This window comes from Cronobacter sp. HA18006, assembly GCF_011605445.1.
Lineage (GTDB): Bacteria > Pseudomonadota > Gammaproteobacteria > Enterobacterales > Enterobacteriaceae > Cronobacter > Cronobacter sakazakii.
The window spans coordinates 416,889-440,825 of the sequence record NZ_JAANQB010000011.1 but is presented as its reverse complement, the minus strand read 5'-3'; the positions used below and the strand labels follow the sequence as shown (position 1 = coordinate 440,825).

The window sequence follows — 23,937 nt, the reverse complement described above, 5'->3', positions numbered from 1 at the left end:
TGCGCCTCAGGCGTGTTTCGGGGCCAGCGACGCCAGTTCCGCGCGTAAGCCATCGCTCAGCGCCGGATCCTTCAGGATGGTTTCCAGCTCCCTGCGGAAGGTGGCGTTATCAAGGAGATTGGATTTCAGGTCGCGCAGTAAATTGCGCATCGCGAGCATGGCTTTCAGCTGGGGAATTTGCCGCGCCACCTGCTCCGGCTCGAAATCTTTCATCTGGCGGAAGGTCAGGCGCACGTTTTCTTCGCGCCCGTCACCGGCCAGGGTATTTTCCACGGCGAGATTCAGCGCCGGTGAAAATTCCGAAAGCACGCTGTCGAAATTATTTTTGTTTATGTCGATTTTTTTGCGCTCAGACAGCGGCCGGTGCTCCTGGCCGTGACTGAAATCGCCGGTGACCAGTAATTTCAGCGGCAGCTCAACTTTTTTCTGCGCGCCGCCGGTGTGCAGATTTAACTTCAGGTTAATACGGGCTTTAGGAATTTCTTCCTGAAATGAACCAGACATGACGTGTTCCTTCATTAAGGCAATTTGACGTTGACGGAAAGAACAGGGAGCGTCAGCGACAATCCCTGCCGCATTCTCTGCCGCATCCTTTACGGCAGATAAAATCAAACACTTTAAATATGTTACGCCCGAAGCCAGCGTATACAAGAGGCCCGATTCTTATATCTGTTACACTGCATTTCAAAAAACAATAAAGCTTACAGACAGCCTTTGATATAATACAAAACGACTCCTACTCCGTGTATTTATACACAAACACAGAAACCGGCAGGTGAAAATGACGTCCGGATCTGGACTACGAAGAAATAAGAGGAAAAATCCGCACTGCGCAAAGGCGAATCCCCCACCAAAAATTCAGCCTCAAAAAAAATTCACCATAAAAATATATTTCAGGGAATAACATTCACCCGCAGGCAATTCATCCCAAAAATACATTTGACGCACTAATAATAATCAGGGCGCCAATTCGAAATCATCCATTAATAAATAATACTACTGCTCGTTTAAATGTCGGCGTTAATAGCACGACACATGTTCCCTTTCACCACGTATACTCGCTGACAAACGCTTTCTTTTTTGCTTTGTCATACAGACAAATCAGGCTAACCTTGTGTTTCATCTTGCCAGTGTTGCCTTTCATCATTAGCCCTGCCATACCCGTTTCATCCGGGAATAACACCGGTTTCGAAACTTGCACCTCGTCTATCCCCGCCGCGCTGACACAAGCCTTGTTCATCGCGGAGAACAATGCCTGCCAGCTGTCATCGCTTGAGGCAAACGCAGGGAGACTGCACATCCCGCCGAAAAACATCATCGTCACGATTAATTTCATCACCTTACTCCGCATAAAAGTTCGCGCGAGGCGCGCCCCAGAAAGCATAGCGTGCGAACAGACTTCTGAAAGCAAAGAGGCCGTTATTATGATTTTAACAACCCGTAAAATCGTCATCACAGGCGGGCCCGGCGCAGGCAAAAGTACGCTACTGGCGAGCCTTGCCCGCGCGGGATGGAACACATCGCCAGAAACCGGCAGAGCAATTATTCAGGAACAGGTAAGCGCGGGCGGCGTTGCGCTGCCGTGGCTCGACAGAGAAGCGTTCGCGGCGATGATGCTCAACCGGGAAAAGCAGGCATGGTATGCAGCCGACGCGATGAATGATGTGGTGTTCTTCGACAGAGGCATTCCGGATATCATTGGTTACCTGAATCTGTGTGAGTTGCCTGTACCAGAAACGCTTCACGACGCCGCACTTCGATTGCGCTACGACGCCACCGTTTTCATCGCGCCGCCCTGGAAAGCTATCTTCACGCAGGACGCCGAACGCAGGCAGACATTTGAAGAAGCGGTACGTACCTGGGAAGCAATGAAGCAAGTCTACACGCGCTACGGCTATGAACTGGCGGAAATTCCATTCGCCACGCCGCGGGCACGAGCCCACTGGATACGGGCACAAACCGCGTTAATTCCGCCATGCCAGTAATCAACACAAACTGTCCTGATGGCCTGGCCTGTTTCTCATTCCGCCTCTCCCGCGCCGGGATCAAAAAAGGCCACTCGCGTGGCCTCATTCCTTTACACCTCCGGGAAAACCAGATTATTGCCCGGCGCTTCGCGATGAAGATGAATAAAGTTCAAATGACGCTCGTACTGGTCGAGAATATCGATAATCACCTGCTCTTTGTTGTAATCCATCAGATCATTGCCCTGGCTGCCCTCCAGCAGGAAGGTTTCCAGACGGAAATAGTGCGATTTCCCGCGGCGGGCGCGGTAGGTAAAGCCCGGCACCGAATATTGCTGCGGCCACACCTGATAAATAAAATCCTGCTCCTCGCCAAGATGCACGCGCAGATCCAGGTATCCCAGCGGCGTCTCGTCGTCCGGCGCCACTTTTCTCAGCGTCACGCGGCCGCCGCGCAGCTCCAGCTCTTTCGCCACGTCTTCCATTGCCGGGTAAATGACGGTTTCCATCATCTGCTGGGTATAGCGTGTTCCCGGATAATTCATCAGCCGTGACAGGCGTTTTTTCCAGCTCAGACGGTCGTTGCCCGATGGAATATACGGCGCCGTATCGCGGCTGGCGCTGGCGCGACGGTGATCTTCCACCTTCAGCGATTTATAGAGGCCTGCCATGATGAAGAAAATGACGAAGCTGAACGGCAGGCCCATGATAACTGTCGTGTTTTGCAGCGCCGAGATGCCGTTGGTCATCAGCATCCCCATCGTCAGCACGCCGATGGCGACCGACCAGAAAATACGCAGCCAGTTAGAAGCGTCGCTGTTAATGTCTTTCAGCTTCGAGGTGAAGTTCGCAAGCACCAGCGAGCCGGAATCGGCGGACGTCACATAAAACAGCATGCCGGTGATGGTCGCGACCGACGCGCTCAGTTTAAACGCCGGATACTCCGCCAGCAGGCTGTAAAAGCCGCGTTCGGCGTGAGCGATAACTTCCTGCGCAAAGCCTGCGTCGCCGTGAATGATCTCATACAGCGCCGCGTTGCCGAACACCGAGAGCCACAGCAGCGTAAAGGTAAACGGAATAATCAGCGTGCCGAGCACGAACTGACGAATGGTGCGCCCGCGCGAAATGCGCGCCAGGAACAGCCCGACAAACGGCGACCACGCCACCCACCAGGCCCAGAAGAAGAGCGTCCAGCTGTTCATCCACTGGCGCGGCATATCAAAAGCGAAGGTATTGAGCGTCATCCCCATAAAACGGTTGATGTAATCGCCAATATTGAGCACCAGCGCGTTCAGCAGGAAATCCGTTTTACCCATAAACAGCACAAACAGGATAAGCCCCAGCGCCAGAATAACGTTCAGCTCCGAAAGAAAACGGATGCCTTTATCGACGCCCGATGTCACCGAAATGGTGGCGATAATCACCGACAGCACAATCAGCGCCATCTGCGCCGTCAGCCCTTCCGGGATATCAAACAGCACTTTCAGGCCGTAGTTAAGCTGCACCACGCCGATGCCAAGCGTCGTCGCGATGCCAAAAATGGTGCCGATCACCGCCGCGATATCAACGGTGTGGCCGATAGGTCCGTTAATGCGTTTACCGAAAATTGGGTACAGCGCGGAGCGAATGGTCAGCGGCAGGTTATAGCGATAACTAAAGTAGCCGAGCGCAATACCCATCAGCGCGTACATTGACCAGCCCGTAAGACCATAGTGAAACAGCGTCCAGACCATCGCCTGTCGCGCGGCTTCGATGGTTTCCCCTGCCCCTGTCGGCGGCTGCATATACTGCGTGACCGGCTCAGCCACGGAGAAAAACATCAGGTCGATACCGATGCCTGCGGCAAACAGCATCGCCGACCAGCTCAGCAGGCTGAATTCGGGTTTTGACTGTTCAGGCCCGAGTTTAATATCGCCATAGCGCGAGCAGGCCATGAAAATAACGAAAACGATATAGAGCGTGGCGGCTAGCATGTAATACCAGCCAAACGTCGCCGAGACCCAGTTGACCGCCGTCTGGATCCAGGCCGCAGACAGCTCACTGAAGAAGATAGTGACCAGTGAAAAAGTCAGAATCAGCGCGGCTGAGGTGTAAAACACCACGGGGTTAATTCTGTTTTTTTCACTGGCAGGTGGATTAGTCATCGGTTACCTCTGGTTAATATCCTGTCAAAAATGAAAGCGTTAGCGTGTTTATTGTTCTCCGCCCCTAAGGCGCGTCTCTTCTCCTTTCCAATAATTCATGACGGTGATTAATCACCTTTTAGCGTAGCGTACCGTTTCGCTTTTGCGACAAAACAATCACAGCATCTTAACAATTTCTTTTTTTATATTGAACGTCCAATCAAAAAAAGTTCTAATAGATATTAACAACGTGGTGAAGCGGAGTCCGGGTCATGCCCAAAGTAGGAATGCAGCCGATACGGCGCAGGCAGTTAATTGATGCAACGTTAAGCACCATTAATGATGTTGGGATCAACGACGCCACCATCGCGCAGATCGCGCGCCGGGCGGGCGTCTCGGCGGGCATTATCAGCCACTACTTTAAGGACAAAAACGGCCTGCTCGAAGCGACCATGCGCGACATTACTCGCCAGCTTCGCGACGCCGTCGCCGCCCGCCTGAGGCCGCTGGCGCAGGCCAGTACTGAGGCGCGCCTGCTGGCGATCGTCGAAGGCAACTTTGATGACACCCAGGTACACAGCGCGGCGATGAAAGCCTGGCTCGATTTCTGGGCCAGCAGCATGCATCAGCCGCAGCTCGGGCGGCTTGAGCGCGTCAGCAGCCGCCGCCTGTTTTCGACGCTCGCCGCCGAGTTTCGCCGCGAGCTGCCGCGCGAACAGGCGCGGCTGGCGGCGCATGGTCTGGCATCGCTCATTGATGGCCTGTGGCTGCGCGCGGCGCTGAGCGGCCAGCCGTTTAATCTGGAGACCGCCCGCACGCTCACCACCCAATTCATCCGCCAGCAACTGGCTGGCGCAGCACCCCATGAGAAGGAGGAATGATGTCCCGATTCGCAGAACAGCCGCTTTATATTGACGGCAAATATGTACCCTCCGCCACGGGTAACACTTTCCAGACCATCAACCCGGCAAACGGCGACGTGCTCGCCGAGGTGCATGAAGCAGGCAAGGCCGATGTCGATAGTGCCGTGGAAGCGGCCCGCAAAGGCCAGAAAATCTGGGCGGCGATGACTGCGATGGAGCGCTCGCGCATCCTGCGCCGCGCGGTCGATATCCTGCGCGAGCGCAACGATGAACTGGCCGCGCTGGAAACGCTCGACACCGGTAAACCGCTGAGCGAAACCCAGGCGGTGGATATCGTCACCGGTGCCGACGTGCTGGAATACTACGCGGGGCTTATCCCCTCGCTTGAAGGGCAGCAGATCCCGCTGCGCGACACCGCTTTCGTCTACACGCGCCGCGAGCCGCTCGGCGTGGTGGCGGGCATCGGCGCGTGGAACTACCCGATCCAGATTGCGCTGTGGAAATCCGCGCCGGCGCTTGCCGCCGGTAACGCCATGATTTTCAAGCCGAGCGAAGTGACGCCGCTTACCGCGCTTAAGCTTGCGGAAATTTACACCGAAGCGGGCGTGCCGGACGGCGTCTTTAACGTGCTTAACGGCAGCGGTGCCGTCACCGGACAACTGCTGACCGAACATCCGGGCATCGATAAAGTCTCTTTCACCGGCGGCGTCGCCAGCGGCAAAAAAGTCATGGCGAACGCGGCGGGATCGACGCTGAAAGAGGTGACGATGGAGCTGGGTGGTAAATCGCCGCTCATCATTTTTGACGATGCGGATCTCGATCTCGCCGCCGATATCGCCATGATGGCCAACTTCTACAGCTCAGGCCAGGTCTGCACCAACGGCACGCGCGTGTTTATCCCGGCGAAATGGCAGGCGGCCTTTGAAGAGAAAATCGCCGCGCGCGTGGCGCGTATCAAAGCGGGCGACGTGAACGACCCCGCCACGAACTTCGGCCCGCTGGTGAGCTTCGCACACCGCGACAACGTCATGCGTTATATCGACACCGGCATTCGTGAAGGCGCGCGCGTCCTGTGCGGCGGTAAACGTCTGACCGGCGACGGGTTCGATAACGGTGCCTGGGTTGAGCCCACCGTCTTTACCGACTGCCGCGATGACATGACCATCGTGCGCGAAGAGATCTTCGGGCCGGTGATGTCGATTCTGACTTACGAGCGCGAAGACGAAGTCATACAGCGCGCCAACGCCACCGATTACGGCCTCGCCGCAGGCGTCGTCACGCAGGATCTCAACCGCGCGCACCGCGTGATTCACCAGATTGAAGCCGGGATTTGCTGGATCAACACCTGGGGTGAATCCGCAGCCGAGATGCCGGTCGGCGGCTACAAACACTCCGGCATTGGCCGTGAAAACGGGCTGATGACCCTGCAAAACTACACGCAGGTGAAATCCGTGCAGGTCGAGATGACCCGCTTTCAGTCCGTATTTTGATCCACCTTTTAACCTGAGGAACGACTAATGGAATTTGATTACATCATTATCGGAGCCGGATCCGCAGGGAATGTTTTGGCAACAAGACTGACCGAAGACAGCGATGTCACTGTATTACTGCTGGAGGCGGGCGGTCCTGACTATCGTTTTGATTTCCGCACCCAGATGCCGGCGGCGCTGGCGTACCCGTTACAGGGCAAACGCTATAACTGGGCCTATGAAACCGAGCCTGAGCCGTATATGAACAACCGCCGCATGGAGTGCGGGCGCGGCAAGGGCCTCGGTGGCTCGTCGCTGATTAACGGCATGTGTTATATCCGCGGCAACGCGATGGATCTCGACAACTGGGCGCAGCAGCCCGGCCTTGAGCGCTGGACCTATCTCGACTGCCTGCCCTACTACCGTAAGTCGGAAACGCGCGATATCGGCGCGAACGACTACCACGGCGGCGACGGCCCGGTCAGCATCACCACCTGCAAGCCAGGCAACAACCCGCTGTTCGCAGCGATGATAGAAGCAGGCGTGCAGGCGGGCTATCCGCGTACCGACGATCTGAACGGCTATCAGCAGGAAGGCTTCGGTCCGATGGATCGTTTCGTCACGCCGAAGGGCCGCCGCTCCAGCACCGCGCGCGGCTATCTGGATACCGCGAAACAGCGCCCGAACCTGAAAATCATCACCCATGCCACAACCGACCGCATTCTTTTTGAGAACAAACGCGCGGTGGGTGTGGCGTATCTTCACGGTGCCAGCAACACGCCGCAGGAGGTTCATGCGCGCCGTGAAGTGCTGCTCTGCGCGGGTGCTATCGCCTCGCCGCAGATCCTCCAGCGTTCCGGCGTCGGTAATGCGGAACTGCTGAAACAATTTGATATTCCGGTGGTGCATGATCTGCCGGGCGTCGGCGAAAATCTTCAGGATCACCTGGAGATGTATCTGCAGTACGAATGTAAAGAGCCAGTCTCGCTCTACCCGGCGCTCAAATGGTGGAACCAGCCGAAAATCGGCGCCGAGTGGCTGTTTAACGGCACCGGCATTGGTGCCAGCAACCACTTTGAAGGCGGCGGGTTTATCCGCAGCCGCGAAGAGTTCGCCTGGCCGAACATTCAGTACCACTTCCTGCCAGTGGCGATTAACTACAACGGTTCGAACGCCGTCGAAGCGCACGGATTCCAGTGTCACGTCGGCTCTATGCGCTCGCCGAGCCGCGGCCACGTGCGCATTAAATCGCGCGACCCACACCAGCATCCGGCGATCCTGTTTAACTACATGTCGCACGAGCAGGACTGGCAGGAGTTCCGCGACGCCATTCGCATCACGCGCCAGATAATCAACCAGCCCGCGCTGGATAAATTCCGTGGCCGGGAAATCAGCCCGGGCATCGACTGCCAGACTGACGAACAGCTTGACGAATTTGTCCGTAACCACGCAGAGACCGCCTATCACCCGTGCGGCACCTGCAAAATGGGCAGCGATGAGATGGCCGTTGTGGATGGCGAAGGCCGCGTGCACGGGCTGGAAGGCCTGCGCGTGGTGGATGCGTCCATCATGCCGCTGATTATCACCGGCAACCTGAACGCGACCACCATCATGATCGGCGAGAAAATCGCGGATAACATCCGTGGCCGCACGCCGCTGCCGCGCAGCACCGCCCGCTATTTTGTGGCGGGCGACCGCCCGGTGCGCGGCGAACCCCTGCGTCCATAACCCTTCCCTTGCCGGTAAGCTCGCCGCTTACCGGCTTTTCGCCCGCCAGCGCGGCGGCAAACGCCATCTCGTGTATATAGCCTCACCCCGGCGTGATCGCACATCTTGTTTTGGCGCGGACCTTTATCTGGTCACGTTTCTGCTAACGCGGTTCTTCTGGCGCAGGCCGTCACTTTTCAACCGGCGTGTAACGTAAATAACCGGCGACCCCGCCCCCACCGTCGTTCGGGTGGTGAATACCTTCTGTCACTTTGATTTCAGGAAAATCAAAGGGCGAAACGCCTTCAAGGCAAGCCACATTCACGCCATATTGATCCGGGTTTGAACGTCGCTGGTGAAAGGTATAAATGCCGCACACCGAACAGAAATAGTGCGCGGCCTGGCGGGTATTAAAACGATACTCCGTCAGTTTTTCCTTACCCTCCAGCACCGTAATACCACTGAGCGGTGCCGACACCGTAATAGCGCCACGCATCCGGCAATAAGAGCAGTTGCAGCGGCGGGCGGTATTCAGCCCGTCCGTTAATTCCACGGTAAATTTCACCGTACCGCAGTGACACTGGCCATTCATTTTTTCCACGCTATATATCTCCTTGCCAATAAATTATTTTCAGCGGCGCTCGCCCGCGCGAGGCGGTACGTGGGGATTATGCGATTACGCCCGCGCTTTTACGTGTGAATATGCAGACAGACGGGCCTGTTATCGTATATATAATAGGTACCCCCTCTCTTTTAATGACAGCTTTTAACGACTTTCTCTGAACCACACCTGCGCGCAAGGCACAGGCCGTTGCGTTCAGCATTCTTGCGGCGCGCTGCGCTGATTTAAGACTACACAACATTGCCCGTGCTCGCCTCCCTGATATGCTGGTCGAGCAAAAGGAGGAAGTGCCATGAATAATGTGATTTACAGCATGATTGCTAAAATCTCGAAAATGGATGCGGAAGCGAAAATTCTGACGGCTCAGGTAGAAGCGCAGGCACTGCTGTTAAGCGCCATGCTAATGACTATCGGGAAAAACGGCGGAATGGATGAGATGATTGAGGGCGTGAAAAAAGCCATCAATGCGGCGCTGGATGCAGAAGATAACGCGTTTAAATCGGACACTGAAATATTACTCAACCAGTTTAACGAGCTGTTATCCATTGCCTGCGTACTGGATAAAGAGAAGCCGGAACTGGATATTGACGCCTTGCGTAAACTCTCATCCTCTCTCACCAGCGATAAGCAATTCTGACCGCGAATAAACGTTACAGGGGCTCTGTGCCCCTGTAACCCAACATTAATAGAACTGTCGGATCGCGTTTTCGGTTTCCTGATCGCTCACCAGCCCGGAAAACCGCGCCACCAGATACGTTTCTCCGTCGAGCTTATAACTTTCGATCGGCAGCTCAAGCGTGGCGCCCTTTTCTCCGCTGATCCGCATGACCTGCAGCTCATCATCCACAGCAACATGCTCAACCTGTCCGCCTGGCAAAATTGTCACGACATTCTTTGGCATTTATCAGCCCTCTGGTTCGATTAAAAATCGACCTTAACACAGGCTACGCGGGCGCGCCTGATTTTATAACCCGCCCGGTAACGCGGGAATAGCACAGGTGACCGCCCTGTGGCCTTAACGCTTGCGTAAACGACTGACGCTGAAGGCCAGCGCCAGCAGCGAGGCCGCAGCGGCGATCCACAGCGCGAGACGCACGCCTGCGACCTCGGCGATACCACTGGCAGACGTTGCCCCTACAGTGAGGAGCACACCCACCAGCGCCGCGCCCAGGCACTGCCCGAAGGTGCGCATAATCGCCAGCACGCCGGAGGCGTAACCGCTGTATTCACGCGGCGCGCCCGCCAGCATCTCGCGGTTATTCGGGCTCTGAAAGCAGCCGAACCCAATGCCGCACAGCAATCCGCGCAGGCTGATGTCCCAGGCGGCGGCGTGCGCAGGCAGCAACGCCAGCGCCACCAGGCCCGCCACGAAGAGCCCCAGGCCTACGGTTGCGATAACCGACGGCGCGTAGCGGTCGGCCAATCGCCCGGCGTGCGGGGCCACCAGAATGATCCCGACAGGCCAGGCGGTGAAGAGCAGCGCGGCGTGGAGCGCGCTGTAACCGTAGACGCTCTGGAACAGAAACGGCAGCGCCACGAAGGTCATCCCCTGGCTCACAAACGACGCCAGCGAGGTCAGCGCCGCGAGCGAAAACCGCGCGTTGGCAAAGAGCTGTGGCGGGAGCAGCGGCGCTGGCGCGCGTTTTAAACGCCAGGCCAGCAGCAGGCCCGCCACCAGCGCCAGTGCGCCGAAGCCGAGTAGCGCCTCAAGCGACAGCGCGTCTGACGCCATCACCGCCGCGCCGAGCATCAGCGCCGAAAGCAGCGCGCCTGGCACATCAAACGGCCCGCGCGACGGGTGTGTATCATTGGGTAGCGTGCGCAGCGTCAGCAGCAGCGCCAGCACGCCCGGTGCAATGTTGATCGCGAACAGCCAGGGCCAGCCGAGCGTGGCGAGCAGCGCGCCGCCCAGCACCGGCGCGATGGCCGTGCTGGTGGCGATAAGCAGCGCGTTCATGCCGAGAATGCGCCCGAGCAGCCGGTTCGGGAAAATGGTGCGCAGAATAGCGGGCGCGATGCTGAGCGTCGCCGCGCCGCCCACGCCCTGTAAAATTCGCATCGCCACAAGCCAGGGGAGCGACGGTGAAAGCGCGCAGCCGAGTGAAGCGAGCGTAAACAGCCCGACGCCTGCGGCAAATAACGTGCGAAAGCCGAGCCGCCCGGCCAGCGCGGCGAAAATCGCGAGCGTCATCGCCGCCGAGAGCAGATAGCCGTTCGCCACCCAGACAGTCTGCGCCGCCGTCGCATTCAGGGTATGGGCCATTTCCGGCAGCGCGATATTCACCATCGCGCCATCAAAAACCGCCATCGTGGTACTGGTCATCACCGCGATCATCGCCAGCGCGCGCTCGCGCCCCGGCAGCCCTTCATCGCCGGGCAGGTCAGTAAATAACGTCATGGTCACTCCGAAAATGTGTGCTTGCGTTCACTCTACTTTCCGGCGATACATAGCGGAAGACGCAACGATTGCATTTTATCCCTGCATGAAACGCCATCTGTCATGATGACACCCGGAGCCTGACGATGAATGACCCGGATTTAAATTTGCTGTTCGCGTTGGATGTCCTGCTCGCCGAGAAAAGCGTTGCGGCGGCGGCGCGTCGCCTGAATTTAAGCGCGTCGGCGATGAGCCGCACGCTAAGCCGCCTGCGCGAGACCACCGGCGACCCGCTGCTGGTGCGCGCCGGACGCCAGATGGTGCTCACGCCCTACGCTGATTCCCTTCGCGAGCGCACGCAGGGCGCGGTCTTTGCCGCGCGCGCCGTACTGCGCCCCGCGCCGCAGGAATTTGATATCACACGCCACCAGCAGACGTTTACACTGCGCGCCAACGACGGTTTTGTGGAGGCGTTCGGCCCGGCGCTGATTGCGGCGGCTGCACGATGTGCGCCCGGCATACGCCTGCGTTTTGCGCCCAAGCCGGTGAAAAGCGACCGGCCCTTGCGTGAAGGCGAGGCGGATCTGGAAATCGGTGTGCCGGGCGAGATGGGGCCGGAAATCAAACAGCAGCGGCTGTTTAGTGACCGCTTCGTGGGCGTGGTGAGAAGCGATCACCCGCTCGCCGGGCGTAACGTCACGCCAGAGGATTACACCGCGTGGAACCATGTGGCGGCGTCGCGGCGCGGCGTGCTGACCGGGCCGGTCGATGACGCGCTCGAGCAACTGGGGCTGTCACGTAATATTGCCGCGGTGGTGCCGGGGTTCCCGGCGGCGCTCGCCGTCGCGCGCGGTACCGATCTGGTGGCGCTGGTGCCCGCCTCGTTTCTGATTAATCTGCCGGGCGATACCGGGCTTACGTGGTTTGAATTACCTGTGGCGACCCGGCCCATTACCGTCTCACAGATGTGGCATCCGCGTCTGGATGCAGATCCGGCGCACCGCTGGCTGCGCCAGTTTGTCCTGGCGGAGTGCCGCGCGCGGATGCCGGAAGGCTGAATGCCGGGCAAAAAAATCCCCCTTGCGGGGGATTAGCTATTTAACCCTGCGCCGACTCCCGCAGCCGGGTTTTCAGGGCGTTATACTCGTCAATCACATACTGCTCGGCGGCTCGCTGATCGGCTATCGGTTCGACCCGCACGGCGCAGTATTTATACTCCGGCGTTTTCGTGATCGGGCTTAGATTCTCCGCCACCAGCTCGTTACAGGCACCAATCCACCACTGGTACGTCATGTAGACCGCGCCTTTGTTCGGCCTGTCGCTCACCTGCGCGCGGGTAATGACTTTGCCTTTGCGCGATACCACCCACACCAGCGCCTCGTCTTTAATGCCGAGGCGCTGTGCGTCGGCGCTGTTGATTTGCGCATAACCCGGCTCATCCGCCAGCGCTGCCAGCGCGGCGCAGTTGCCGGTCATCGAGCGGCAGGAGTAGTGCCCCACTTCGCGCACCGTGGAGAGCACCAGCGGATACTCCTCATTGACCCGGTCGAGCGGCGGCGCCCAGTCGCAGGTGAAGAACTGCCCCAGACCGTTAGGCGTGGAGAATTCCTTCTCAAAGAGGTAATCGGTGCCCTGATCGGCGTCGGATTCATCACGACACGGCCACTGGATGTAGCCAAGCTCACCCATTTTCTCGTAGGTGGCACCATAAAAATCGGGGCACAGCGCGCGCAGCTCATCCCAGATCTGTTTAGTGTTGTCGTAATGCATCGGGTAGCCCATCCGGGTGGCGATCTCGCTGATGATCTGCCAGTCGGTTTTCAGATCCCACTTCGGCTCCACCGCTTTAAAGAAACGCTGAAAGCCGCGATCCGCCGCCGTGTAGACCCCTTCATGCTCGCCCCAGGAGGTGGAAGGCAAAATCACGTCCGCCGCCGCAGCGGTTTTGGTCATGAAAATGTCCTGCACAATCACCAGCTCCAGCGTCTCGAATGCCTGGCGCACCGCCGAGAGCTCGGCATCGGTTTGCAGCGGATCTTCGCCCATGATGTAAGCGGCGCGCACTTCGCCATGCGCCGCGCGGTGCGGCAGCTCGCTGATGCGATAACCAGTATGCGCCGGCAGCGACGCCACGCCCCAGGCTTTGGCGAATTTCTCACGGTGCTCAGGGAATTTCACATACTGATAGCCCGGATAAGTATCCGGCAGCGCGCCCATGTCGCACGCGCCCTGTACGTTATTCTGCCCGCGTACCGGGTTAACGCCCGCGCTCGGTTTGCCGAGGTTACCCGTCAGCAGCGCGAGGCTGGTCAGTGAACGCACGGTCTCGACGCCCTGGTAAAACTGCGTCACGCCCATGCCCCAGAGGATCGCCGCACGTTCCGCGCGGGCGTACATCCGCGCTGCTTCGCGGATCTCCTCAGCGCTGACGCCGGTAATAGCTTCCACCGACTCCGGCGTATAGCCCTCGACGATTTTGCGATACTCTTCAAAACCTTCAGTACGCGCCGATACAAAGGCGTGGTCCCAGAGATCTTCTTCGATAATCACGTGCCCCATCGCGTTCAGCAGCGCGATGTTGGAGCCGTTTTTCAGCGCCAGATGTCTATCCGCAATCCGCGCGGTTTCGATTTTCCGCGGGTCACAGACGATAATTTTCGCCCCGTTTTTCTTCGCTTTGATCACGCGATTAGCGACGATCGGATGCGAATCCGCCGGGTTGTACCCAAATACAAAGACTAAATCGGTATTTTCAATGCCAGTGATGGAGTTGCTCATGGCGCCGTTACCGACCGACTGGTGCAGACCTGCAACCGAGGGGCCGTGTCAGACGCGCGCGCAGCAATCGACGTTATTGGTGCCGATCGCCGCGCGGGCAAATTTTTGCATCACATAGTTGGTTTCGTTGCCGGTACCGCGTGAGGAGCCGGTGGTCATGATGGCATCGGGCCCATATTTGGCTTTGATGTCGCCAAGGCGCTGCGCCACATAATTGAGCGCCTCCTCCCAGGAGACCGCTTCCAGCCGGCCGCCGCGGCTGCGGCGGATCATTGGCGTTTTCAGGCGCGGGGTGAGGATCTGGGTATCATTAATAAAATCCCAGCCGTAATAGCCTTTCAGGCATAAATCGCCCTGATTCGTTTTCCCCATTGCCGCTTCCGCCTTAACGACCTTGCCGTTATCGACGATCAGGTTGATTTTGCAACCCGACGCGCAATAGGGGCAAACCGTAACGACTTTTTTCATCGGTTATGCTCCAGAGTTAACTGCGTAAAGAGTGGAGCGAATAATGCAGAAAGCGTGCCAGCTGCCGGAAAGCGCGCCGCACGCGGGTTGAAAAGGAAAAATCACTGTCGAGGGCGCGCCTTTCGTCAAAAGTGACGTGACGAAAGGCGCGTGGCGGCTCAGCGCGCAGGCAGCGCGTCGTAGCCTTTCAGGCGGTAGTTGAGAATAGACAGCGCCCAGCAGGCGATGAACAAACCAACCACGATAAACCCGGCGTCGCCAAGATTATCGTTCACGCCCGCCACCCAGCTCCAGAAACCGCCGGAAAGACCGAATTTATCCATCAGCAGCCCCAGCGCCTCCAGCCCGCCGATAAACAGCGCCACCACCACCGACGTGCCGGTAATGGTCATGTTGTAGTAGAGCTTGCGCTGCGGTTTGCTGAAAGCCCAGCCATACGCGCCGACCATCACCAGATTGTCGAGCGTGTCGACAAGCGCCATACCGCTGGTAAAGAGCGCCGGGAAGACCAGAATCGACCAGACCGACATGCCGTGTGACGCGCCCGCCGCCGAGATGCCCAGCACGCCAATCTCGGTGGCGGTGTCAAAGCCGAGCCCGAAGAGAAAACCGACCAGATACATATGCCAGCTTTTACTCACCAGCCGGAAGGTGGCGCGAAACACCCAGCTCATCAGCCCGCCGGCGGTCACGGCATCCGCGGGCATATTCAGCGGTTCGCCACGTTTTAAGCGGCTGAAGCTCTGCCAGATACCGCGCAGGATAACCAGATTCACCAGCGCCATCGCCAGCAGAAATACCGCCGAGACGGTGGTGCCAATCACGCCGCCCACCTCATGAAACCAGGCCATGTCTTCTTTTACCGCCGCGGCGGTCGCGGCAATGGCGACCGACGCCAGCACCACAATGCTGGAGTGGCCGAGCGAAAACCACGCCCCGACGCCACACGGGTGTTTACCCTGCTGCATCATTTTACGCGTAACGTTATCAATGGCGGCGATATGGTCGGCGTCAACCGCGTGGCGCAGGCCGTAGCCCCAGGCGAGCAGACTCGCGGCCATCAGCGCGGGAGTGTCGTGAAACGCATAAAACGCCCAGATCCAGGCGGCCAGGTTGGCAAGACCGAGCACGGCCACCAGGGCCAGCGCGCGGGGGGGAAGATTACGCATTTGAGTCAGCATGACGTCGTTCCTGTAAGTGATGAAAACGCGGCGGCGGCAATCGCCGCCTGGCCGAACGCCACCGCGCCGTCGCCTGCGGGCAACACGTGCGGCAGCAGCAGCCGGAAATCGTGAAGATAAAAGGCGAGCCGTTCGCGCATAAGCTGGTTATGCAGCACCCCGCCGCCGCAGGCGATGGTGGTGATGCCGCGCGCGCTGGCGTGACGGCGCGCCATTATCGCGAGGCCGCTTGCGAGTGCGTCGTGAAACGCCCAGGCGCGGGCACCCGATGGTGCGTCAAATGCCAGCAGACTCGCCCAGAAGGCGGGCATGTCGAAAGCATCGCCCTTAAGTGACAACGTCACTGAATGCGACACCGGGCCATGACGCTGCGCCAGCGCTTCCAGGCGGCAGGCCGCCTCGCCTTCATAGCTTTGCGTCTCAGGTGCCACGCCGAGCATCGCCGCCACGGCGTCAAATAAACGCCCGGTCGATGACGCAAGCGGCGCATTAATGCCGCGCACCATCGCGCGCGTAAGCGGTGCCCAGGGTTTAACGAGAAGCCCGGCGGCCTGCGGAAGCGTTTGCCACTGCGGCACAAACGCCTGCCACTGTGCGAGCCAGTTACGCCACGGCTGACGCGCCGCGAGGTCACCGCCCGGCAGCGCCACCGCAGGCAGGCCGCCGAGCCGTTCGCAGCGGTCATAATCCACCAGCAAACACTCGCCACCCCACAGCGCGCCGCCCTCTCCCATGCCGATGCCATCCAGCGCCAGCGCAATGACGGGGCCGCCGTCGCGCGGCCAGCGGTGCTCGGCAAGGCAGGCGGCAATATGCGCATGGTGATGCAGAACGCGTTTCACCGGCAGCCCCATCGCCTCACCGAGCGCGCTGCTGCGATACCCCGTATGCGCATCCACCACCACCTGCTGCGGGTGAAAATCGTAAATGTCGCGAAACAGCGCCAGCGCCGTGCGCCACTGCGCTTCGGTCTGCGGATTGCTGAGATCGCCCAGATGCTGGCTCAGCACCGCCTCGCCGCCGCGCGCGAGACAAAAGGTGTTTTTAAGATCGGCTCCGAGGCAGAGCGTGGCGGGGATATCGGCAAAGCCCGGCGGCAGCGGGATGGCGTCCGGCACAAAGCCGCGCGCCCGGCGCAGCATCTCGCCGCAGGATCGCATCACCGAATCATCCATCCGCTGCAGGATGTCGCGGTTATGCAGCAAAAAGCCGTCGGCAATCTCACTAAGCTGCGAGAGCGCCTGCGCACTGGTGAGCGCGGGCGGCTCGCCGCTGCGGTTGCCGGAGGTCATCACCAGCGGACGCCCGACGCCCTGCATCAGCAGGTGTTGTAGCGGGTTCGCAGGCAGCATCACGCCAGTTTCGTTAAGCCCCGGCGCGATGGCCTCACACAGCGGCGGCAGGTGCGCATTATTCACCAGCACAATCGGGGCAGCAGGCGTAGTCAGTTGCGCGCGGGCGTCATCCGGCAGCCCTGCGGCGTCCGTCAGCATCACCGCCAGCGGTTTGGTCGGGCGATGCTTACGCACGCGCAGGCGCGCCACGGCGATAGCGTTTTGCGCGTCGCAGGCGAGATGAAACCCGCCGATGCCTTTAATGGCAACAATCTGGCCTGCAATGAGCGCAGCGATGGCGGCCTGCAGCGCCGCCTCTTTTTGTGCCGTCTTTTCACCGCTCACCCAACTCAGCTGCGGGCCACATGTCGGGCAGGCCACGGGCTGCGCGTGAAAGCGCCGGTCGGCCGGATTGCGGTATTGCGTCTCGCATGGCGCGCAGAGCGGAAAGCCCGCCATCGCGGTATTGGGACGGTCATAGGGCATCGCGCGAATAATGGTAAAGCGCGGGCCGCAATGGGTGCAGTTAATAAACGGATAGCGCCAGCGCGGGTCTGCGGGATCGTTGAGTTCGCGCAGGCATTGCGGGCAGGTGGCGGCGTCCGGGGTGATTTGCGTGCGCATCGCCCCGCCGCCGCTCTCGCGAATGGAAAACGCGTCAGGCCGCTGCGGCCAGCGAAACGGCGCGGCGCTGACGCTGTCGATACGCGCGAGCGGCGGGCAGTGCTGCCACAACGCGGCGATAAACGCCCCTTCGCCGCCGGTCAGGCGCACTTCCACCCCCGCGCCGTCGTTGCAGACGTCGCCGGTAAGCGCCAGCCGCTGCGCCAGTTGCCAGACGAAGGGGCGAAAACCGACCCCCTGCACGCGGCCCTGAATGCGTAAAATCGTACCGTTAAGGTTCATCGTCTCGTCAAAAACGCGCGGGCACAAGGCCCGCGCAGGCTGAGCTATACCGCAGCGGCGTCGCGCAGGCGCGCCTTCATGCTGGTATAGGTGGTCTGGACATAGGCTTCGGCCTCGCGCTGATCGGCGATAGCCTCGACATTCACCGCGCAATATTTGGTTTCCGGCGTTTTGGAGACCGGGTCGAGATTGTCCTGGGTGAGCTCGTTGCACGCGCCGATCCACCACTGATAGGTCATGTAGACCGCACCGGGATTGATGCGCTCGCTGACGTCAGCGCGGCTGATGACCCGCCCGCGACGCGAGTTGACCCACACCAGCTGACCGTCCCGCACGCCGAGGCGTTCCGCATCCTGCGGGTGCATCTGCACGCGGCCCGGCTCGTCGGCGAGCGTTTGCAGCGCCGCGCAGTTGCCGGTCATCGAGCGGCAGGAGTAGTGCCCCACTTCGCGCACGGTACACAGCACCAGCGGGTAGTCGGCGTCCGGCTGTTCCGCCGGCGCGCGCCACGGTGCCGCGAAAAGCTGGCCTTTGCCGGTCGGCGTATCGAAGTGATTCCCGGCGTAGAGGTACGGCGTGCCGGGGTGTTCCAGCGTCGGGCATGGCCACTGCACGTGCCCCATATCGCCCATTTTCTGGTACGTCACGCCGTAGAAGAGCGGGCAGAGTTCGCGCATTTCGTCCCAGATCTGCTGGTTGTTGTCGTAATGCATCGGGTAGCCCATCGCGGTGGCGATAAGGCTGATGATTTCCCAGTCGCGCTTGACGTTATATTTAGGTTTCACCGCCGCTTCAAAGCGCTGGAAACCGCGATCGGCGCAGGTAAAGACACCGCCATGTTCGCCCCAGGAGGTGGCGGGCAGCAGAACGTCCGCCACTTCGGCAGTTTTGGTCATAAAGATGTCCTGCACCACCACAAAATCGAGCGCGTCGAAGCCCTGACGGACCAGGCCGAGATCGGCTTCGGTCTGGAGCGGATCTTCGCCCATGATGTAGTAGGCTTTGACTTTGCCTTCGAGCGCCAGGTGCGGCACCTCGGTGATGCGCACGCCGATTTTGTCGTCCATCACGGCCGGATCGATGCCCCAGGCGCGCGCGAATTTTTCCCGCACCGCCGCGTCTTCGACATCCTGATAGCCAGGGAACTGGTTTGGCAGCACGCCCATATCGCACGCGCCCTGCACGTTGTTCTGGCCGCGCACCGGGCCGACGCCGACATGCTCGCGCCCGAGATTACCGGTAAGCAGCGCCAGGCTTGAGAGCCCCTTGACGACATCCACCGCCTGGCCGAACTGCGTGACGCCCATGCCCCACATAATGGTGGCGGACGGCGCGGCGGCGAAGGTGCGCATCGCCTGGCGGATCTGCTGCGCGCTGACGCCGGTGAGATGCTCGACGGCTTCCGGCGCGTAATCTTTTACGGTCTCGCGGTAGGCGTCGAGCCCTTCGGTGTAGCGCGCCACATACTCTTTGTCATACAGCGCTTCTTCAAGCAGCACGTAACCAAAAGCGTTGACCAGCGCCATGTTGCAGCCGTTATTGATTTGCAGATGCTGATCGGCGATACGCGCGGTTTCGATTTTGCGCGGGTCGCAGACAATCACTTTCGCGCCGTTTTCTTTGGCTTTCAGCACGCGACGCGCCACAATCGGGTGCGAATCGGCACAGTTATAGCCAAACACCAGCAAACATTTTGAGTTTTCAATATCGCCAATGGAGTTGCTCATCGCGCCGTTGCCGAGCGTCTGCTGCAGCCCCGCCACCGACGGCCCGTGACAGACGCGCGCGCAGCAGTCGACATTATTGGTGTTGAGCACTGCGCGGGCGAATTTCTGCATCACGTAGTTGGTTTCGTTGCCGGTGCCGCGCGAGGAGCCGGTGGTCATGATGGCGCGCGGGCCATACTGCTTTTTGATGGCCGAGAGGCGCTCTGCGGTATAGCGAATGGCCTCATCCCAGGAGACCGCCTGGAATGCGCAGCCTTTCTGGTAGCGGATCATCGGCTGGGTGAGGCGCGGCGTCAGAAGCTGGGTATCGTTTAAGAAATCCCAGCCGTAATAGCCTTTCAGGCAGAGCTGGTTCTGGTTGGTGACGCCTTCGGCGGCCTCGGCGCGAACGATTTTATTGTTATCCACGACGAGCTTGAGTTTGCAACCCGCACCGCAGTACGGACAGACGCTGGTGATTTTTTTCATCAGTAACAGACCTGTTAAAAGTGAAATCAGTGGCTTAGAAAGCCAGGGATGAGAGGCCATCGAGCGCGGCACGGCGGCGGCGTTCGGCGCTGAGCGCTTCCAGGCGGTTGCGATCGATGCAGACGATGGCGTTAGTCGGGCATGCCTCGATGCAGGCCGGGCCTTCGGCGCGGTGATGGCAGAGATCGCATTTGTTAGCTTCGGCTTTCTCGGCCAGGACGTTGAGGCCCGCGCCGCTGTTGCGTACCACCGGGCGCACCACGACTTCCATCGCGCCGTACGGGCACGCCACGACGCAGGTTTTGCAGCCTATGCAACGCTGCTGGTGGACGTGGACAAAATCATTGTCGCGGGTGATCGCGCCATTCGGACAGACGCTGGCGCACGGTGCGTCTTCACACTGGCGGCACATGGTGGCGGTTGAAACGTTGACGCCTTTAACGACGTGAATGCGCGGCAGAAAGGTTTGCGGGGTGAGCGCGGCGCAGTCCTGGTTTTCCTGGTGCGATACCACGCACGCCACCTCGCAGGTGCGGCATCCTATACATTTACTTGAATCAGCAATGATGAAGCGGTTCATCATGATCTCCGGCTATGGGTTGAACCCACTCGCTAATACACGATCCGTGCCAGATTTTAATATGATGATTTTAAATGATTTTATTTTCGAGGGAGGCTGGAGCGAAGGTGTCATCGACATTTATGACGATGAAATTGACGGATTTCAGGCAACAAAAAAGCGGGTCTGATAACCCGCTTCATCGGTAGTACGTTTTATGCCGTTATGCGCACAGATCCGTTTCATTACGGGCGGCGCTCATTGTCAGTTGCAGCCCTTGTTTACGGTAGTGGTTGTAACGTTCACGAAACCAGGCGGACTGCGCCTCGCTCATATTGCCGGTGACGGCATCGATATCGATACGACGTCCTTCTCCGTTCATACGGGCAAAACTGCTCGCCAGAAAATCAAAGTTCTTGAACGAATAAATATCTTGTCTGTTCATCAGTTTCTCCCTCCAGTTCAACAACTGTATACGATGCTGCACCGCGCTTTTTTTATTCAGAGGATTCCTGGTAGGCATGAGGCGGTTTCGGAAGGTTCCGGTAAGCGGGAGGCGTTGATTTTTAAAGATTGAGTTGGTGAGTGAGCAAGATATGTACAATGAAAATAAAGGTGGGTGCGCGATGCTTACCCACCCTACAAAAAAGCATTCTCACCGTAGGGCGGGTAAGCGAATGCGCACCCGCCATCCAAAGGCACTCACCTTCACCGTAGGGCGGGTAAGCGCACCCCACCCGCCATCCAAAGGCGCTCACCTTCGCCGTAGGGCGGGTAAGCGCAGCGCACCCGCCATCCAGCTTTTAATATATCAGGTCGGTGAATTCGTTCCGTTCGCCACAACGTCATCTTTATATGGGCGCTTCCCTCACGCGAACGTGCAAAGGGGGCTCGCCGCCGCCCCCTTTGCAATCCCGGCTCCCGGCGGAAATCGGCCCTAAGGGGCCGATTTTTTTTAGCCGGAGCATAACCACCGACATCAGCGCCGCGTGGTTTGTAGTTTGTAGGGCGGGTAAGCATCGCGCACCCGCCATCCCACCTGACTACACGCCCTCCTCCACCGCCAGCGCCGCAAACCCGCCGTTGTCGGTCCACTGCGCCAGACGGTCATACACGGTATCAACGGCGCGTTTTACCGCGTCAGTCATCGGGTAATAAAACCCCACAATATCAGGCTGGATGCCGAGGAAAATCACCTCGCCCACATCCTCGCGCAGCTGATCCACCAGATAATTCAGCGGCATATTGTGGGTCGTCATCATAAACATCTCTGAAATATCGTCCGGATCAATGATGCGGATCTCGCCTGGGTTCAACCCCATCTCGGTGGCATCCACCAGCAACAACCGACGCGGGCGCAGTTCGCGGATGGCACCGATGTCATTCTCCGGCGCGCTGCCGCCATCCACCAGCACCCACTCGCCCTGCGGCGCGGCGCGGAATTTCTCGGCGAGCAGCGGCCCTGCGCCGTCGTCGCCCATCATGCTGTTCCCGACACACAATAAAACGTCAGACACGATCTCTCCTCACCATCACATACACCGCCGGCTCACGCTGGATGGCCTGAAGCAGCCCTAAAAGCTCGCGGCTCCACGCCTGCTGCTGCGCGTTCTGGCGCGGCAACGCCTCGTCAAACGCCCGCGCCAGCAGCGAGACATGATTCTGATCGATAACGATCTCTCCGTAGCGCGGCACGCCCTGCATTTTGCGCTGCGCCTCGCCGGGCGCGAGGGTGGCGATCCACGCCTGATAGGCCTCAAACGGGCAGACCAGCGACGCCTTAAGACAGTCGATCACGCCCAGATGATGGCCTATCGCCAGGCTGTAGTAGATAACCTGCTGCGCCTGCGGCGGCGTCGTATCATTTTCATCAACGAACTTGCGCGACAGGCGGCTGAACACGACGGTTTCGCTCATCCGATGCGCTCCTGCGCCACCACCGCCTCAAGCTGCGCGACGATTTCGCTAAGACGCGGGTCGTTTTCCTGCGACAGCCACCCCGCCACGCTCTGCTCGCCTGCCGTCAGATGGCGCAGGTAGGCATCGGCAATCTGACGACCGTAGCGATACCCCGCCAGACGACGTGCGGCGCGGTCAACGCGCACACGCAGCGGCTGCACCATCTCCGGTTGCAGAATGGCGGCAGCCTGATTGTCCTCATCACCAGGCGCGCGGGCGTGGATTTTCTGCTCCAGCAGGCCGAGCGCCATCGCAAAGCCGTAGAGCGTCGCGGCGGGCGTCGGCGGGCAGCCCGGGATGTAAACATCCACCGGAACGATTTTGTCGGTGCCGCCCCACACGCAGTAGAGATCGTGGAAAATGCCGCCGCTGTTGCCGCACGCGCCGTAAGAGATACAGATTTTCGGATCGGGCGCCGATTCCCAGGCGCGCAGTGCGGGCGAGCGCATCGCGCGCGTCACCGCGCCGGTAAACAGCAGAATGTCGGCGTGGCGCGGCGACGGCACCACTTTGATGCCGAAGCGTTCGGCGTCAAAGAGCGGCGAGAGGGTGGCGAAAATTTCGATTTCGCAGCCGTTGCAGCCGCCGCAGTCGACGCGGTAGACATACGCCGAGCGCCTGATGTTTTTCAGAAGCGACGTTTTCATACGCGCGATGGATTCCTCCACCGTCACGGGCACCGGAATGTTGTTGCCATCGCGTGGGCCGAGCAGGTTCATCACACCGCCTCCTTCATTTCGCGGGTCAGGTCGATAAGCTCCGAGGGCGCAAGGCCCTGCTGGCGTTTGCAGTCAGGACAGGTTTCAAAGCTCGCGCGATGGCGCTCGGCGCGTTCATCGCCGTTATGCGCCAGCAGCGCTATTGCGTAATCCACCTCTTTTTGTACCGCGAACGGCTGCTGGCAGACGCGGCAGCGACAGAGCGCGAAGCTTGCCTGCTGGAGAAAATCCTCTTTGCGCCAGACCGCCAGTTCATATTCGGGCGTCAGGCGAATGGCCGCCGTCGGGCAGACCTCTTCGCAGCGGCCGCAGAAGATGCAGCGGCCGAGATTGAACTGCCAGTCGAGGCGGTCGTGTTGAAGGTCAGTTTCAACCGTCAATGCATTGGACGGGCAGGCGTTGATGCAGGCCGCGCAGCCGATACACTGCTGCGGATTGTGCTGCGGCTTGCCGCGAAAATTTTTGTCGACCGGCATCGGTTGCAGCGGATAAGGCTGCGTCGCCACGCCGGTTTTTAAGGCTTTTTTGATAAAGGTAAACATGTTGTCTCCTGTCGCCTGCGCGACGGTTTTACCTGGCGGGTGCGCTGTCACTTACCCGCCCTGGGAACACTTTGCGACGGTTTTAACCGGCGGATGCGCTGTCGCTTACCCGCCCTACGATCATTTTGTGACGGTTCTACCCGGCGGGTGCGCTGCGCTTACCCGCCAGGA

At 59.5% G+C, this 23,937-nt stretch carries 23 protein-coding genes; 7 read left to right on the top strand and 16 right to left on the bottom strand.

The genetic code is table 11. The annotated features are described in order from the left end of the window. Positions 1-6 precede the first annotated feature (6 nt). The gene (gene tssB, locus G9X48_RS03820; protein ID WP_007849582.1) at positions 7-504 is read right to left on the bottom strand and encodes a type VI secretion system contractile sheath small subunit; all 498 of its coding nucleotides are present in this window, start codon (positions 502-504) and stop codon (positions 7-9) included. 541 nt (positions 505-1,045) lie between these two features. Beyond that, positions 1,046-1,336, bottom strand: coding sequence for a hypothetical protein (locus G9X48_RS03815; protein WP_004387945.1), 291 nt, complete (start codon positions 1,334-1,336; stop codon positions 1,046-1,048). An 88-nt stretch (positions 1,337-1,424) separates the two neighbouring features. On the opposite strand from G9X48_RS03815, the gene G9X48_RS03810 reads away from it, so the two are divergent. Next, entirely contained in the window at positions 1,425-1,985 is a 561-nt protein-coding gene (locus G9X48_RS03810) for an AAA family ATPase (RefSeq protein WP_038880760.1), read from the top strand. A gap of 92 nt (positions 1,986-2,077) precedes the next feature. Here G9X48_RS03810 and G9X48_RS03805 read toward each other — a convergent pair whose 3' ends face one another. After that, positions 2,078-4,108: a choline transporter gene (locus G9X48_RS03805; RefSeq protein ID WP_087599917.1), complete on the bottom strand. Its 2,031-nt coding sequence runs from the start codon at positions 4,106-4,108 to the stop codon at positions 2,078-2,080. 251 nt (positions 4,109-4,359) lie between these two features. On the opposite strand from G9X48_RS03805, the gene betI reads away from it, so the two are divergent. Genes betI through betA form a run of 3 tightly spaced genes read left to right on the top strand, consistent with a single transcriptional unit; the run spans position 4,360 to position 8,147 of the window. Continuing rightward, positions 4,360-4,968: a transcriptional regulator BetI gene (betI, locus tag G9X48_RS03800; protein ID WP_004387948.1), complete on the top strand. Its 609-nt coding sequence runs from the start codon at positions 4,360-4,362 to the stop codon at positions 4,966-4,968. Further along, a complete protein-coding gene (gene betB / locus G9X48_RS03795) occupies positions 4,968-6,440 on the top strand; it encodes a betaine-aldehyde dehydrogenase (RefSeq protein WP_097583923.1) in 1,473 nt (490 codons plus the stop codon). Before betI ends, betB begins: the two co-directional genes overlap by 1 nt. Positions 6,441-6,467: 27 nt before the next feature. Beyond that, positions 6,468-8,147, top strand: a complete 1,680-nt coding sequence (gene betA, locus G9X48_RS03790) for a choline dehydrogenase (protein WP_097641624.1) — start codon at positions 6,468-6,470, stop codon at positions 8,145-8,147. A gap of 169 nt (positions 8,148-8,316) precedes the next feature. Here the strand turns inward: betA and G9X48_RS03785 are convergent, their stop codons facing one another. Beyond that, complete coding sequence (locus G9X48_RS03785; RefSeq protein ID WP_199780280.1) at positions 8,317-8,718, bottom strand: GFA family protein; 402 nt, start codon at positions 8,716-8,718, stop codon at positions 8,317-8,319. Positions 8,719-9,040: 322 nt separating this feature from the next. Here G9X48_RS03785 and iraP point away from each other — a divergent pair, with 322 nt between their 5' ends. Then, complete coding sequence (gene iraP / locus G9X48_RS03780; RefSeq protein ID WP_004385463.1) at positions 9,041-9,385, top strand: anti-adapter protein IraP; 345 nt, start codon at positions 9,041-9,043, stop codon at positions 9,383-9,385. A 45-nt stretch (positions 9,386-9,430) separates the two neighbouring features. On the opposite strand, the gene G9X48_RS03775 is transcribed toward iraP, so the two are convergent. Together G9X48_RS03775 and G9X48_RS03770 are read right to left on the bottom strand one after the other, a co-directional pair. Continuing rightward, positions 9,431-9,649, bottom strand: a complete 219-nt coding sequence (locus tag G9X48_RS03775) for a hypothetical protein (RefSeq protein WP_012124949.1) — start codon at positions 9,647-9,649, stop codon at positions 9,431-9,433. 114 nt (positions 9,650-9,763) lie between these two features. Further along, positions 9,764-11,146, bottom strand: a complete 1,383-nt coding sequence (locus G9X48_RS03770) for an MFS transporter (RefSeq protein ID WP_097641627.1) — start codon at positions 11,144-11,146, stop codon at positions 9,764-9,766. Positions 11,147-11,271: 125 nt separating this feature from the next. Between G9X48_RS03770 and G9X48_RS03765 the strand changes: the two genes are divergently transcribed. Then, positions 11,272-12,183 carry a LysR family transcriptional regulator gene (locus tag G9X48_RS03765; protein WP_097641625.1) on the top strand — a complete coding sequence of 304 codons (912 nt, stop codon included), beginning with the start codon at positions 11,272-11,274 and terminating at the stop codon, positions 12,181-12,183. A 40-nt stretch (positions 12,184-12,223) separates the two neighbouring features. On the opposite strand, the gene fdhF (G9X48_RS03760) is transcribed toward G9X48_RS03765, so the two are convergent. From fdhF (G9X48_RS03760) to hydN, 5 genes are all read right to left on the bottom strand, one after another. Continuing rightward, positions 12,224-14,371: a formate dehydrogenase subunit alpha gene (gene fdhF / locus G9X48_RS03760; protein ID WP_097641626.1), complete on the bottom strand. Its 2,148-nt coding sequence runs from the start codon at positions 14,369-14,371 to the stop codon at positions 12,224-12,226. Between the two features lie 158 nt (positions 14,372-14,529). After that, positions 14,530-15,552 carry a HoxN/HupN/NixA family nickel/cobalt transporter gene (locus G9X48_RS03755; RefSeq protein WP_105536317.1) on the bottom strand — a complete coding sequence of 341 codons (1,023 nt, stop codon included), beginning with the start codon at positions 15,550-15,552 and terminating at the stop codon, positions 14,530-14,532. Next, a complete protein-coding gene (hypF, locus tag G9X48_RS03750; RefSeq protein WP_097641989.1) occupies positions 15,546-17,792 on the bottom strand; it encodes a carbamoyltransferase HypF in 2,247 nt (748 codons plus the stop codon). Before hypF ends, G9X48_RS03755 begins: the two co-directional genes overlap by 7 nt. Positions 17,793-17,836: 44 nt before the next feature. Beyond that, entirely contained in the window at positions 17,837-19,987 is a 2,151-nt protein-coding gene (gene fdhF, locus G9X48_RS03745) for a formate dehydrogenase subunit alpha (protein WP_097641988.1), read from the bottom strand. 34 nt (positions 19,988-20,021) lie between these two features. Then, positions 20,022-20,567, bottom strand: a complete 546-nt coding sequence (gene hydN / locus G9X48_RS03740; RefSeq protein WP_004385851.1) for an electron transport protein HydN — start codon at positions 20,565-20,567, stop codon at positions 20,022-20,024. Here hydN and G9X48_RS03735 point away from each other — a divergent pair. Continuing rightward, complete coding sequence (locus G9X48_RS03735; RefSeq protein ID WP_105551799.1) at positions 20,551-20,736, top strand: hypothetical protein; 186 nt, start codon at positions 20,551-20,553, stop codon at positions 20,734-20,736. The two genes, hydN and G9X48_RS03735, sit on opposite strands and share 17 nt — an antisense overlap. 33 nt (positions 20,737-20,769) lie before the next feature. Here the strand turns inward: G9X48_RS03735 and glgS are convergent, their stop codons facing one another. The 5 genes from glgS to G9X48_RS03710 form a co-directional block, all read right to left on the bottom strand. Beyond that, the gene (gene glgS / locus G9X48_RS03730) at positions 20,770-20,991 is read right to left on the bottom strand and encodes a cell surface composition regulator GlgS (RefSeq protein WP_004385853.1); all 222 of its coding nucleotides are present in this window, start codon (positions 20,989-20,991) and stop codon (positions 20,770-20,772) included. Positions 20,992-21,589: 598 nt separating this feature from the next. Then, positions 21,590-22,063: a hydrogenase maturation peptidase HycI gene (gene hycI, locus G9X48_RS03725; protein WP_007867342.1), complete on the bottom strand. Its 474-nt coding sequence runs from the start codon at positions 22,061-22,063 to the stop codon at positions 21,590-21,592. After that, the gene (locus G9X48_RS03720) at positions 22,056-22,463 is read right to left on the bottom strand and encodes a formate hydrogenlyase maturation HycH family protein (protein ID WP_097641986.1); all 408 of its coding nucleotides are present in this window, start codon (positions 22,461-22,463) and stop codon (positions 22,056-22,058) included. Before G9X48_RS03720 ends, hycI begins: the two co-directional genes overlap by 8 nt. After that, entirely contained in the window at positions 22,460-23,227 is a 768-nt protein-coding gene (locus G9X48_RS03715; RefSeq protein ID WP_085045480.1) for an NADH-quinone oxidoreductase subunit B family protein, read from the bottom strand. The genes G9X48_RS03720 and G9X48_RS03715 overlap by 4 nt, the downstream gene beginning before the upstream one ends. Beyond that, entirely contained in the window at positions 23,224-23,766 is a 543-nt protein-coding gene (locus G9X48_RS03710; RefSeq protein WP_007760608.1) for a formate hydrogenlyase complex iron-sulfur subunit, read from the bottom strand. Before G9X48_RS03710 ends, G9X48_RS03715 begins: the two co-directional genes overlap by 4 nt. Between the last annotated feature and the right edge of the window lie 171 nt (positions 23,767-23,937).

Bases quoted from the DNA above. Each gene is read 5' to 3' on its own strand.
- fdhF (WP_097641988.1), bottom strand. From the start codon at position 19,987: ATGAAAAAAATCACCAGCGTCTGTCCGTACTGCGGTGCGGGTTGCAAA.
- tssB (WP_007849582.1), bottom strand. From the start codon at position 504: ATGTCTGGTTCATTTCAGGAAGAAATTCCTAAAGCCCGTATTAACCTG.
- G9X48_RS03765 (WP_097641625.1), top strand. From the start codon at position 11,272: ATGAATGACCCGGATTTAAATTTGCTGTTCGCGTTGGATGTCCTGCTC.
- G9X48_RS03810 (WP_038880760.1), top strand. From the start codon at position 1,425: ATGATTTTAACAACCCGTAAAATCGTCATCACAGGCGGGCCCGGCGCA.
- hypF (WP_097641989.1), bottom strand. From the start codon at position 17,792: ATGAACCTTAACGGTACGATTTTACGCATTCAGGGCCGCGTGCAGGGG.
- G9X48_RS03775 (WP_012124949.1), bottom strand. From the start codon at position 9,649: ATGCCAAAGAATGTCGTGACAATTTTGCCAGGCGGACAGGTTGAGCAT.
- G9X48_RS03755 (WP_105536317.1), bottom strand. From the start codon at position 15,552: ATGCTGACTCAAATGCGTAATCTTCCCCCCCGCGCGCTGGCCCTGGTG.
- G9X48_RS03710 (WP_007760608.1), bottom strand. From the start codon at position 23,766: ATGTTTACCTTTATCAAAAAAGCCTTAAAAACCGGCGTGGCGACGCAG.
- betI (WP_004387948.1), top strand. From the start codon at position 4,360: ATGCCCAAAGTAGGAATGCAGCCGATACGGCGCAGGCAGTTAATTGAT.
- G9X48_RS03785 (WP_199780280.1), bottom strand. From the start codon at position 8,718: ATGAATGGCCAGTGTCACTGCGGTACGGTGAAATTTACCGTGGAATTA.
- iraP (WP_004385463.1), top strand. From the start codon at position 9,041: ATGAATAATGTGATTTACAGCATGATTGCTAAAATCTCGAAAATGGAT.
- G9X48_RS03815 (WP_004387945.1), bottom strand. From the start codon at position 1,336: ATGAAATTAATCGTGACGATGATGTTTTTCGGCGGGATGTGCAGTCTC.
- betA (WP_097641624.1), top strand. From the start codon at position 6,468: ATGGAATTTGATTACATCATTATCGGAGCCGGATCCGCAGGGAATGTT.
- glgS (WP_004385853.1), bottom strand. From the start codon at position 20,991: ATGAACAGACAAGATATTTATTCGTTCAAGAACTTTGATTTTCTGGCG.
- G9X48_RS03805 (WP_087599917.1), bottom strand. From the start codon at position 4,108: ATGACTAATCCACCTGCCAGTGAAAAAAACAGAATTAACCCCGTGGTG.
- G9X48_RS03735 (WP_105551799.1), top strand. From the start codon at position 20,551: ATGATGAAGCGGTTCATCATGATCTCCGGCTATGGGTTGAACCCACTC.
- G9X48_RS03720 (WP_097641986.1), bottom strand. From the start codon at position 22,463: ATGAGCGAAACCGTCGTGTTCAGCCGCCTGTCGCGCAAGTTCGTTGAT.
- G9X48_RS03770 (WP_097641627.1), bottom strand. From the start codon at position 11,146: ATGACGTTATTTACTGACCTGCCCGGCGATGAAGGGCTGCCGGGGCGC.
- betB (WP_097583923.1), top strand. From the start codon at position 4,968: ATGTCCCGATTCGCAGAACAGCCGCTTTATATTGACGGCAAATATGTA.
- hydN (WP_004385851.1), bottom strand. From the start codon at position 20,567: ATGAACCGCTTCATCATTGCTGATTCAAGTAAATGTATAGGATGCCGC.